At 66.0% G+C, this 11,502-nt stretch carries 11 protein-coding genes; 2 read left to right on the top strand and 9 right to left on the bottom strand.

Features of this window, described 5'->3' with window-relative positions; all coding sequences use genetic code 11:
• Nucleotides 1–118 precede the first annotated feature (118 nt).
• Both rpsO and AC1DRP_RS04010 read right to left on the bottom strand, forming a co-directional pair.
• Entirely contained in the window at nucleotides 119–388 is a 270-nt protein-coding gene (gene rpsO, locus AC1DRP_RS04015; protein WP_043239192.1) for a 30S ribosomal protein S15, read from the bottom strand.
• A 153-nt stretch (nucleotides 389–541) separates the two neighbouring features.
• A complete protein-coding gene (locus tag AC1DRP_RS04010; protein ID WP_441492028.1) occupies nucleotides 542–928 on the bottom strand; it encodes a winged helix-turn-helix transcriptional regulator in 387 nt (128 codons plus the stop codon).
• Nucleotides 929–1,050: 122 nt separating this feature from the next.
• Between AC1DRP_RS04010 and AC1DRP_RS04005 the strand changes: the two genes are divergently transcribed.
• The gene (locus AC1DRP_RS04005) at nucleotides 1,051–1,662 is read left to right on the top strand and encodes an NAD(P)-dependent oxidoreductase (RefSeq protein ID WP_441505096.1); all 612 of its coding nucleotides are present in this window, start codon (nucleotides 1,051–1,053) and stop codon (nucleotides 1,660–1,662) included.
• Between the two features lie 342 nt (nucleotides 1,663–2,004).
• Here AC1DRP_RS04005 and truB read toward each other — a convergent pair whose 3' ends face one another.
• The 6 genes from truB to rimP all read right to left on the bottom strand — a co-directional run bounded on the left by truB (nucleotide 2,005) and on the right by rimP (nucleotide 9,381).
• A complete protein-coding gene (gene truB / locus AC1DRP_RS04000; RefSeq protein WP_476767842.1) occupies nucleotides 2,005–2,943 on the bottom strand; it encodes a tRNA pseudouridine(55) synthase TruB in 939 nt (312 codons plus the stop codon).
• Nucleotides 2,930–3,361 carry a 30S ribosome-binding factor RbfA gene (gene rbfA, locus AC1DRP_RS03995; protein WP_441492025.1) on the bottom strand — a complete coding sequence of 144 codons (432 nt, stop codon included), beginning with the start codon at nucleotides 3,359–3,361 and terminating at the stop codon, nucleotides 2,930–2,932. Before rbfA ends, truB begins: the two co-directional genes overlap by 14 nt.
• Nucleotides 3,362–3,507: 146 nt before the next feature.
• A complete protein-coding gene (infB, locus tag AC1DRP_RS03990) occupies nucleotides 3,508–6,366 on the bottom strand; it encodes a translation initiation factor IF-2 (RefSeq protein WP_476767841.1) in 2,859 nt (952 codons plus the stop codon).
• Entirely contained in the window at nucleotides 6,363–7,091 is a 729-nt protein-coding gene (locus tag AC1DRP_RS03985) for an RNA-binding protein (RefSeq protein WP_441492023.1), read from the bottom strand. Before AC1DRP_RS03985 ends, infB begins: the two co-directional genes overlap by 4 nt.
• Nucleotides 7,092–7,105: 14 nt before the next feature.
• Complete coding sequence (nusA, locus tag AC1DRP_RS03980) at nucleotides 7,106–8,695, bottom strand: transcription termination factor NusA (protein WP_476767840.1); 1,590 nt, start codon at nucleotides 8,693–8,695, stop codon at nucleotides 7,106–7,108.
• A 5-nt stretch (nucleotides 8,696–8,700) separates the two neighbouring features.
• Entirely contained in the window at nucleotides 8,701–9,381 is a 681-nt protein-coding gene (gene rimP / locus AC1DRP_RS03975; RefSeq protein ID WP_441492022.1) for a ribosome maturation factor RimP, read from the bottom strand.
• 297 nt (nucleotides 9,382–9,678) lie between these two features.
• Here rimP and AC1DRP_RS03970 point away from each other — a divergent pair, with 297 nt between their 5' ends.
• A complete protein-coding gene (locus AC1DRP_RS03970; RefSeq protein ID WP_476767839.1) occupies nucleotides 9,679–10,767 on the top strand; it encodes a DUF2336 domain-containing protein in 1,089 nt (362 codons plus the stop codon).
• On the opposite strand, the gene trmB is transcribed toward AC1DRP_RS03970, so the two are convergent.
• A complete protein-coding gene (gene trmB / locus AC1DRP_RS03965) occupies nucleotides 10,742–11,446 on the bottom strand; it encodes a tRNA (guanine(46)-N(7))-methyltransferase TrmB (protein WP_476767838.1) in 705 nt (234 codons plus the stop codon). The genes AC1DRP_RS03970 and trmB overlap by 26 nt on opposite strands.
• Nucleotides 11,447–11,502: the final 56 nt, after the last annotated feature.

Below are 11,502 nucleotides of genomic sequence, written 5' to 3'. Positions count from 1 at the left end.
CCAGACCCTGGAGTAGGAGCATCATGTCGCCCGAAAGATGGTTCCCACCTTTCGGCATCATGCTCTGGAAAAACCGCCCGGAACCGATCGGTGCCGGGCGGGAAGCTCTTGCGATCGATCAGCGGCGGATGCCGAGCTTCTCGATCAGCGTCCTGTAGCGCGCTTCGCTCTTGCCCTTGAGATAGTCGAGCAACGAACGGCGCTGCGAAACCAGCTTCAGCAGGCCGCGACGCGAGTGGTTGTCCTTGACATGCGACTTGAAGTGACCGGTCAGGTTGTTGATGCGCTCCGTCAGGATCGCGACCTGGACCTCCGGCGAACCGGTGTCATTCGGCTTGGTGGCATGTTCCTTCACGAGCGCGGTCTTGCGCTCCGGCGTAATCGACATCGTGTGATCCTTCAGTTGAATGTTGATCTGGCGGGCCAGGCCGGGATGTCGTCCAGCAAGGTCCGGAACCCGCAATCCACCTCATCACGGAGGAGATGCGCAGCCAGCCGCAAGGCCGGTTGGCGCGGGATATACACGAATCTGGGTAAAACGCTAGCGCGGCGACGAGGCAGGCCGGGGCAGACCGTGGTCGTAGCGCCTCTGCGCTTCCTCGACCTCGCCGATATGGGTCTCGGCCCAGCGCGTCAATCCGTGCACGGTTGCTGCAAGCGTGCGGCCGAGTTCGGTCAGCGAATACTCGACAGTTACGGGCACGGTGGGGAACGCCTCGCGGCTGATCAACCCATCGCGCTCCAGGCTCCGCAATGTCTGCGACAGCATCTTCTGCGAGATGTTGTCGATGCGTCGGCGCAGCTCGTTGAAGCGCAACGTCCCCTCTCCGAGCAGAATCAGGATCAGCACCGCCCATTTATCGCCGATGCGGTCGAGGACCTGGCGGGTCGGGCATTGGGCGTTGAAGGCGTCCGGGCGTTGCAGCATCGTGGTTTCCCTCAGGTGACCATGTCGCGTGAAAGTGCCTTCTTTACGAGGCTCCACGCTGCCTCCATCTAGTATCGCACAGGATGTTGGTTCCTGAAAGATACTAGCCAAAGGCAGATCTCATGAAAATCGCTCTCATCGGCGCTACCGGCTTCATCGGCTCGCGCCTGCTGGCCGAGCTGTCCGCCCGCGAACACGCGGTTTCGGCGATCACCCGCAACCCCGGAAAGGTCGCAGCGGCGACTGGTGTGACGCCGTTGAAAGGCGACGTCTTCGATCGCGACGGGCTGGCCAGCGTGCTCGCTGGCCATGACGCGGTGATCAGTGCCGTGCATTTCACCGCGAGCGACCCGGCGGTTCTGCTGGCCGCCGTCAAGCAATCCGGCGTGAAGCGCTATCTCGTCGTCGGTGGCGCGGGCAGTCTCGAGGTCGCGCCAGGCAAGCAGCTGTTCGACACGCCGGAGTTCCCGGCGATCTATCTGGCAGAGGCGAAGAAGGGCGGCGCCTTCCTCGAGCTGCTCAAGGGTGAGAGCCAACTGGACTGGACGTTCCTGTCACCCTCGGCGCTGATCCAGCCCGGCCAGCGCACCGGCAAGTTCCGCCTCGGCAGGGATCAGCTTCTGGTCGATGCGCAGGGCAAGAGCGCGATTTCGGCCGAGGACTACGCGATCGCATTGGTCGACGAACTGGAGAAGCCTGCCCACTCGCGCCAGCGCTTCACGGTCGGTTACTGAACCATCGCGAGCAATTCAGGCTTTCTGGTAGCGGCGGCGGCCGAGATGCAGGCCGCCGCCTGGCTCCGGCATGATGCCGGACCCGGCTAGGCCGGAGTTGTTCGATGCCGCCTTGGCGGGCTTCAGGGCGGGCTATGAAAGCCCGCCGCAGTTCAGCTGGAAGTACAAGTCGCCTGTTCGGAGCACCGCCCCTGCGTGACGCTGCACGCTTGCGCGCCACGCAGTTCAGTCTCGTCCCGGCCTGAAGCATCGGCCCGAAAAGTGGATTGCGGCTTTCGGAAAGGCCGACGCAAACCCAGGGGGTTGAATCATGGGATTGGATACGGGATCCGACCGCATGGATTAGAGATTGAAGACCCGGTGCGGCACCAGCTCGCCATTGCTGATCGAGCCAGTGGCGATGAGCACGCCGCCGCTGGTCGCATAGACAGCCTCGGCTTCGATCGGCGCATCGCGACCGCGCAATAGTGCGCTCTGGCCACGCTTCAGCCGCAGGGCCGCATCGCGATGGACCACGATCTCCGGAATGAGCTCAAGCGCTGCTGCGACCGGCCGGAGTGCGCCCTCGGCCTCTTCCTGGCTGCTGCGCAACGTCTCGACGGTCGTCGCCTCGGTCACCGTGAAGGGGCCGACGCGGGTGCGCCTGAGATGGGCGACATGCCCGAGGCAGCCGAGCGCAACGCCGAGATCGCGGGCGATGGCGCGTACATAGGTGCCCTTGCCACATTCGGCCTCGAACGTCGTCGTCGCGCCGTCATGGCTGACGATCGACAGCGCATCGATCTCGACCGGGCGGGGCTGCAGCACCACCTCTTCGCCATCCCGGGCGAGGTCATAGGCGCGCTCGCCGGCGATCTTGATGGCTGAGTATTTGGGGGGCGTTTGCAGGATCGTGCCCGTGAAGCGCGGCAGCAGGGCCGCGATGGCGTATTCCTGCGGGCGTAGCTCCGAGGTCGCAATCACACGGCCTTCGGTATCGTCGGTCTCGGTCTGCGAGCCCCAGGCGACGGTAAACTGATAGGCCTTCCGGCCATCCATGACGAAGGGGACTGTCTTGGTCGCCTCGCCCAGCGCGATCGGCAGCAGGCCTGAAGCGAGGGGGTCGAGCGTGCCGGCATGGCCGGCCTTCTTGGCGCTGAAGGCGCGCTTCACCACGCTGACCGCATGGGTCGAGGTCATGCCGACGGGCTTGTCGAGCACCACCCAACCATGCACGTCGCGCTTCTTCGGGCGGGGCTGCTGCGCGTGCGGAGGCGCCACTGTCTCGCTATTCGTCGTCATGATGGTCGTCTTGGTCGATCTTCAGGGGCTGGCGCAGCGTGTCGCGGCGCACCGAATCGGAATCGAGCAGCGCATCGATGCGTTCGGCCTCCGAGAAGCTCTCATCCTGGCGGAAGCGGATATCGGGCGCGTATTTCAGGTTCACCCGATGGGCGATCTCGCCCCGGATATAGCGCTTGTGGCCATCGAGCGCCTTCAGGACCGGCGCGATGTCATTGCCGCCGAGCGGCATGATGTAGGCCGTCGCGAGCTTGAGATCGGGCGAGAGGCGCACCTCCGGCACGGTGATGACATGCTTCGCCAGCACGTCGTCGTGAATGTCGCCGCGGGCGAGCATCTCGGCCAGTGCGTGACGGATGAGTTCGCCGACGCGCAATTGTCGCTGCGAGGGGCCGCTGGGTTTTGCTGGTCTTGCCATGGTTCTCGATCTCCGGACTCGGACCGGATGAGCGTGGATCGTAGAAACGTCATGGCCGGGCTTGGCCCGGCCATGACGTCAAGGTTCTGCGAAGGAGCGGGCGCTCGTGATCGTCAGGCGGTCGGGACAAGCCCGGCCGCGACGGATCACAGCGTCCGCTTGATCTCCTCGACGCGATAGCACTCGATCACGTCGCCAGCGCGCATGTCCTGATAATTCTCGAAGGACATGCCGCATTCCTGGCCGGCAACCACTTCCTTGGCGTCGTCCTTGAAGCGCTTGAGCTGCGAGAGCTTGCCCTCGTGGACCACGACATTGTCGCGGATCAGGCGGACATTGGCGCCGCGTTCGATCGTGCCGTCGGTGACGCGGCAGCCGGCGATCTTGCCGACCTTCGAGACGTTGAAGATCTCGAGGATCTGGGCATTGCCGAGCATCGTCTCGCGCAGGGTCGGAGCCAGCAGGCCCGACATCGCCGCCTTCACGTCATCCACGAGGTTGTAGATGATGTTGTAGTAGCGGATTTCGACGCCGGCCCGTTCGGCCGCCTCGCGCGCTTCCTTGTGGGCACGCACGTTGAAGCCGATCACAGCCGCGCCGGAAGCCTGGGCGAGCGTGATATCGGATTCGGTGATGCCGCCGACACCCGACTGCAGCACGCGTGCGCGCACCTCGTCGTTGCCGACCTTCTCGAGCGTGCCGACGATGGCCTCGACCGAACCCTGCACGTCGCCCTTGACGACGAGCGGGAATTCCTTGCGGCCAGCGCCTTCCTTGAGGTCGCGCATCATCTCCGCGAGCGAGCGGCCCGCTGCCGATCCACCGCCACGAGCTGCGATCCGGTCGCGCTTCTGACGCTCACGGTAATCGGTGACCTCGCGGGCACGCGCTTCGGATTCGACAACCGCGACGCGGTCGCCGGCCTCAGGCGTGCCGTTGAATCCGAGAACCTCGACCGGCAGCGACGGGGGCGCCTCCTTGATCTGGGCACCGGTGTCGCCGATCAGGGCGCGCACCCGGCCCCATTCCGAGCCCGCCACGACGATGTCGCCGGTGCGCAGCGTGCCGCGCTGGACGAGCACGGTCGCGACCGGGCCGCGGCCGCGATCGAGCTTCGCCTCGATCACGGTGCCTTCGGCAGCGCGATCGGGATTGGCCTTGAGATCGAGCAGTTCAGCCTGCAGGGAGATAGCCTCGAGAAGCTTGTCGAGGTTCTGGCCGGTCTTGGCCGAAACCTCGATTTCCAGCGTCTCGCCGCCCAGCGTCTCGACCTGGATCTCGTATTGCAGCAGCTCGGACCGCACGCGGTCCGGGTTGGCGTCGGGCTTGTCGATCTTGTTGATCGCCACGATCAGCGGGACCTTGGCCGCCTTGGCGTGGTTGATGGCCTCGACCGTCTGCGGCATCACGCCGTCGTCGGCCGCCACCACGAGRAYGACGATRTCCGTCACCTTGGCACCACGGGCACGCATCGCCGTGAAGGCGGCGTGGCCCGGGGTATCGATGAAGGTCACCTTCGAGCCGGTCGGCGTCGTCACCTGATAGGCGCCGATATGCTGGGTGATGCCACCGGCCTCGCCGGTCACGACATGGGTCTGGCGGATCGCATCGAGCAGCGAGGTCTTGCCGTGGTCGACATGGCCCATGATGGTCACGACCGGGGGACGCTGGATCAGCATCTCATCGGTGTCGGGCGTATCGAACAGGCCTTCTTCGACGTCGGATTCGGCGACGCGCTTGACGGTGTGGCCCATTTCCTCGGCCACGAGCTGAGCAGTGTCGGCGTCGATCACGTCGGTGATCTTGTGCATCGCGCCCTGCTTCATCAGCAGGCGGATGACGTCGACGCCACGCTCGGTCATGCGGTTGGCGAGTTCCTGGATGGTGATCGTCTCGGGGATGATCACCTCGCGCATCACGCGTTCCTTGGCGACGTCCGAGGCACGGTGCCCGGTCATGCGCTGGACGCGACGGCGGAAGGCTGCAACCGACCGTGTCCGCTCGTCATCACCGCCGGTAGCGGTCGAGAGCGTCAGGCGGCCACGCGGCTTCTCACCGGCCTTGGGCGTCTTCGGGGCGGGAGTCGGCGCGCCGCGATTGGCAGCGCCGGGAGCGCCGCCGGGGCGACGGAACGCGGGCCTGGCCTCACCATCATCGGGGCGGCTGCGCGGGGCGCCGGCCGAAGGGGCCTGACGGGCCGGGCGGACGACGGCCGGCTCTGCGGGAGCGCTCGGATCACCGGCACGGGGGGGACGCGGTGCGTCGACCCGGGCAGGACGCGAGTCGAGCCGCGGCGGACGTGCACCGACGTCGCGCATCTGCGGACGTGCGCCACCGAACTCGCGCGGACCGGATGCGGGCCGTGCGGCGGGAGCATAGGTTGAAGGCTGGGACGGCTGCGCCTGCTGCTGCGGCGGAGCGGATGGAGCCGGGGCCGAGACCTGCTCACGCGGCTGCTGGGGGGCTGCCGGACGGGCGGCCTGGGCATCATCGCGCTGACGAGCGGCGACTTCGGCGCGACGCTTCTGCTCGTCTTCTTGACGACGGCGCTCTTCTTCCTCGCGCTGGCGAGCAAGAGCTGCCTCGCGCTCGGCCCGTTCGCGTTCTGCAACAAGCGCACGCTGGCGGGCTTCCTCTTCGGCCTGACGGCGCTCGTCGAGCTCACGGGCTCGCGAGTCGGACAGGGCGCGCTGACGCGCATCCTTCTCGTCGTCCGAGAGGGTGCGCAGCAGCATGCCGCCTGGCTTCGGAGCTGCGGGAGCCGGCTGGGGTACGACCGGACGCGGGGCAGCGGGCTGCACCGCGGGCTGCGGCGCACGAGCCACCGGCGCTTCCTTGACTTCGGGCCCACCGACGCGGCGCTTGACCTCGACGACGACCTGCTTCGAGCGCCCATGCGAGAAGCTTTGCCGAACCGTGCTCTGCTCAATCGGCCGCTTCAGCGTTAGGGTCTTCGGAGGGCTGACCGTCAAAGTCTTGTCGCCCGGGTTTTTGGTATCGCTCATTCCGCTTTCGGTCCTGCCGGTTCGGTCGTGTGTTCGTCTGTCTCGTCGAAATCCGTCGGGCTTTCCGGGCCCAACGCACCGGCATCGCCCATCCGGTAACGGACGAGCCGACGCCAGCGGGAGAGGAAACCCTCGGCCGCCGGTCCCGGAGCAAGGGCCGCATGTATCACATGTGACCGCCCCAACGCCAATTCCAAATCAGCCGCCGCGAATTCCGCGACGACAGGTGTGTTTCGGACCTTCAGCCCATCCTCGGCTCGCGCTGCCGCAACCCGCTTGAGAGCCTGTCCTATCTTGCGTCGGCCATCCTCGGCGCCATCGCTGGCTTCGATCACCGCGGCGAGACGCCCCGATCCGATAGAAGCCTCGACCTTGGCAAAGCCGGACGAAACCAGTCCCGCCTTGTTGGCCATGGCCAGCGCCTGGACTGCATCGCGATGCATCAAGCCATCGATCATAGCCGCAAGATCAGGCGGTATCATGACCTTGGTCTTGAGCGAGCGCTCGAAGGCCTTGCGCTTGATCGCCTCGGCGACCGTGGCCGCGCTGAGGCTCGTCCAGACGCCGCGGCCCGGAAGCTTGCGGCGCAAATCCGGCGTGAGAACCCCGTCGGGGCTGACCACGAACCGGATCAGATCCTCCGGCGCCTTGACCATGCGGGTCACGACGCAGCTGCGCTCAGGGCCGTCCTTGTGCGCGGGCCGCGCCGATTCCGGCCTTTTCATCACGCGCGCCTGACTCAGGCCTCGGCCGCTTCGCTGTCGGCCTCGGGCTCCTCAGCGGGAGCTTCGACCCAGCCCGCCTTGATGCGCGCGGCCATGATGATGGCCTCTGCATCCTGGCGCGACAGGTCGAACCCGTCGAGATAGCCGGAATGGCGTGTGCTCTCGCCATCCTTGCGTTCGGTCCAGCCGACGAGATCGTCAGTCGCGCAGCCCGCCAGATCCTCGACGGACTTCACATCGTTCTCGCCGAGCGCGACCATCATCGATGTGGTGATGCCCTCGACTTCGCGCAATGCGTCCTCGACACCCAGAGCACGACGCTTGTCGTCGAGCTCGGCTTCGACCGTCGCCAGGTATTCCTGAGCGCGCGACTGGATCTCGCCCGCCGTTTCCTCGTCGAAGCCTTCGATCGTGGCCAGTTCGGCGAGGTCGACGTAAGCGACCTCCTCGACCGAACGGAAGCCTTCCGAGGCCAGCAGCTGGCCGACGGTCTCGTCGACATTCAGCGCGTTCATGAAGGTCTCGGTGCGCTGCAGGAATTCCTTCTGGCGGCGCTCCGATTCCTCGGCCTCGGTCAGGATGTCGATATCCCAGCCGGTCAGCTGCGAGGCGAGGCGAACATTCTGACCGCGGCGGCCGATGGCGAGCGAGAGCTGCTCGTCGGGAACCACGACCTCGATCTTGTCGGCCTCTTCGTCGAGCACGACCTTCGCGACTTCAGCCGGCTGCAGTGCATTGACGACAAATGTCGCGACATCCGGCGACCACGGAATGATGTCGATCTTCTCGCCCTGCAGCTCGCCGACGACGGCCTGCACGCGCGAGCCCCTCATGCCGACGCAGGCGCCGACGGGATCGATCGAGGAATCGCGGCTGATCACGGCGATCTTGGCACGCGAGCCTGGGTCGCGGGCGACAGCCTTCACCTCGACGATGCCGTCATAGATCTCCGGCACTTCCTGGCCGAACAGCTTGGCCATGAACTGCGGATGCGTGCGCGACAGGAAGATCTGCGGGCCACGCGGCTCGCGGCGCACGTCGTAGACATAGGCGCGTGCGCGGTCGCCGACCTTGAAGGTCTCGCGCGGGATCATCTCGTCGCGACGGATGATGGCTTCACCGCGGCCGAGATCGACGAAGACATTGCCGTACTCGACGCGCTTCACTGCGCCGTTGACGATCTCGCCGATGCGATCCTTGTACTCGTCATACTGGCGATCGCGCTCGGCCTCGCGCACCTTCTGCACGATGACCTGCTTGGCCGATTGAGCGGCGATGYGGCCGAAATCGAAGGGCGGCAGCGGATCGGAGATGACGTCGCCGACCTGGGCTGCCGGATTGTGGCGCTTGGCTTCGGCGAGCGTGATCTCGGTCGAGGTGTTCTCGACCTGCTCAACGACCTGCAGGTGGCGCGCCAGGCGAAGTTCGCCCGACTTGGTGTTGATCTCGGCATGAACGTCGGTCTCGGCGCCGTAGCGCGAGCGAGCGGCCTTGGCGATGGCGTCCTGCATCGCGTCGACGACGATCTGCCGATCGATCGATTTCTCGCGGGCGACGGCATCCGCGATCTGCAGCAGTTCGAGCCTGTTGGCGCTAACAGCCATGACGCTCACTCCTCTTCGTTGTCGTTCTGCGGAGCCGGCTTGGGCTGTGTGCCCGGGCGCGGTCCCAGTGATTTGCCCCTGCCCTTCTTCGGGCTGGCGATCTCGTCCGCCGGCGGCATCTCGGGCGGCAGGCCAGACTTGCCCCGCCGCAGTGATTCGGTGACCAGGGCGTCGGTCAGAACAAGCCGCGCTTCGCCAATGGCGTTCATCGGAATCGCGACGTCGCGCTCTTCCTCGGTCTTCGCATCGTCGCGCGAGAGCAGGGCCGTATCGCCCTCGACGCCGCGCAGGATGCCGCGGAAGCGCTTGCGGCCGCCGACCAGCTCGTGCGTGTCGATCTTGGCAAGGTGACCGGACCAGCGCGCAAAATCGCTCGGGCGCACCAGCGGCCGGTCGATCCCCGGCGACGACACCTCGAGATGATACGCGGCCTGGATGGGATCGTCGACGTCGAGCGCCGGCGAAACCGCCTGGCTCACCGCCTCGCAACCCTCGACGGTCATCGTGCCGTCCGGGAGTTCGGCCATGATCTGCACGGTGCAACCGTTCTGGCCGGAGACGCGCACGCGCACCAGCCTGTAGCCGAGATCGATGATCGCCGGCTCGATGATGGCAGCGACACGCGCGGCCACACCGCTTTCGGTCACTACGCGCCTGTCCTGATCTGCTGCTGTCGGCTCGTTCATGTTCGGACTGCCTGCCTTCGCTCCGGCAGGGCTTGCGGCCAACAAAAAAGAGCGGGCCGGCCGGCCCGCTCTTGATCATCGGCTTACACCGAAACCAGAGCTGTTGCGTCGCTATTTAGTCCGCAACGGCCGGGCATGCAAGATCAAAGCTGCCCTGGCAGGGAGCAGGGTGTCGAAAGGAACGCCATGTAACGGCAATGGTGCTTCCATTCCGCGCCCGGCTTTATGCAATTGCGCTAACCGGCTGGTCATTCTTCTCGTCTAGCGTCGGCCAATGGTGCGTAAAGAGGTTGCGTAATGAGTTCGGTCAGCGCGCTGTTGCGTGATCTTGAAGCGACGATGTCGCGAGGCTMGGGCGATGAGCGCGTCCAGATCCTGATGCGTCTGACCGATCTCTTCGTCAGCACGGCCGCGACGATGGGCGATGACCAGATCAGCGTCTTCGACGTGGTGATCGGCAGGCTTGCCCGCGCCATTGAAACCCGCGCGCGGGTCGAATTGTCCGAGCGGCTGTCCATCGTGCCGAATGCGCCAGGCGGCGTGGTGCGCCAGCTTGCGCTCGACGAGATCGCGGTTGCGCGGCCGGTTCTGGTGGGCTCACCCGTGCTGTCCGATCAGGATCTGGTTGCGATCTCCGCCGCAAAGGGGCGCGACCATATGCTCGCGATCACCGAGCGTCCGTATCTCGCCGAGCCGGTGACTGATTTCCTGATCCTGCGGGGCGGTCGTGTCGTGACCCACGCGGTTGCGGCCAACCAATCCGCCCGCTTCTCGCGGCATGGCATGGGCGTGCTGGTGATGCGTGCGGTCCAGGATGACGGCTTGCAGGCGACGCTGGGAACCCGGAGCGACATCCCGGCAGAGCTGGTCGAGCAATTGACGTTGGCTGCGAAGAATTCGGCGCGTCGCAGGCTCGCTGCGACGTTCGAGCCGGCAATGGGCGGAGCCGTCGACCGCGCGGTGGAGCGCAGCGCCGATGCGGTCGCCGCACAAGACCAGCTTCAGGACGATCTCGGCAAGTTCAGCGCTGCGCTGGCCGATATCAAGGCCTTCCATGATGTGGGCAGACTCGACGAGGCCAAGGTCGCCGAGCTCGCCGCTTCGGGCGCAATCGAACACGCCATCTGCGGCGTCGCCATCCTGGCGAGGCTCGGCCTGCAGGCGACGGAGCAGATCATCCTCGGCCCGGATCGCGACGCGGTGCTGCTCGTCGGCCGGGGGCTTGGCTGGTCCTGGGAGACTACTCGCGCCCTGATCACCCTGCGCAAGGGCGATGGCAAATCGGCACCTGCGGTCGAGCGGGCCCGCCAGAACTTCCGCAACCTGACGCCGGTGACGGCGCAGCGGGTGCTCGGCTTCCTCAGGATGCGCGACGGCGTGCAGTGAGATAGCTCGGTACGCGCCCGGCAGCGATGGCCTTGGCCTCGTAACGCGTGCGGATCCAGCCCGGATAGGGTTGGCGCCAGTCGTCGGCGCGCTCATCGGCCCAGTCGAAATCCGGTGAGTGCAGCAGCCGCGACAAGGTCCAGCCGACATAGTCGTCGATATCGCTGGCGAAGCGGAAACGCCCACCCTTCCTCAGCGCCCGCGCGAACAGGGCGAGCGTCCGCTCCGAGACGAAACGGCGCTTGCGTTGCCTGCGCTTCGGCCAGGGATCGGGATAGAGCAGGTCGATCGCATCGAGGCCGCCTTCCGGCAGGCGCGGCAGCATCAGCGCGGCATCGCCATCCCAGAGCCGGACGTTGGTGAGGCCTTCCCGCTCGATCACCGCCAGGAACTTCGCCATGCCATTGACGAAGGGCTCGCAGCCGATGAAGCCGATCTCCGGACTCTCTCGCATGCGGGAGAGCAGATGCTCGCCGCCGCCAAAGCCGATCTCCAGCCGCACCGCCTCGACCGGCTTGGGAAACAATGCCTTCAGATCCAGGATCGCGCCTTCGGGCAGGCGCAGCCGTGGCAGGGTGCCCTCGATCAGCACGCTCTGACCTTCGCGTAGAGGCTTGCCCTTGCGCCGGCCGAAGAAGGCTCGTTCGAGATCTCTCTCCAGGTCTCGTTCTTCGCTCATGATCCCAAAACCCCGTCGTCACCGGCGAAAGCAAAAGGCCGGAGCGAGAAGCGAGA

This window comes from Allobosea sp. 01N443, assembly GCF_056399325.1.
This window is presented reverse-complemented; position numbering and strand designations above follow the sequence as displayed.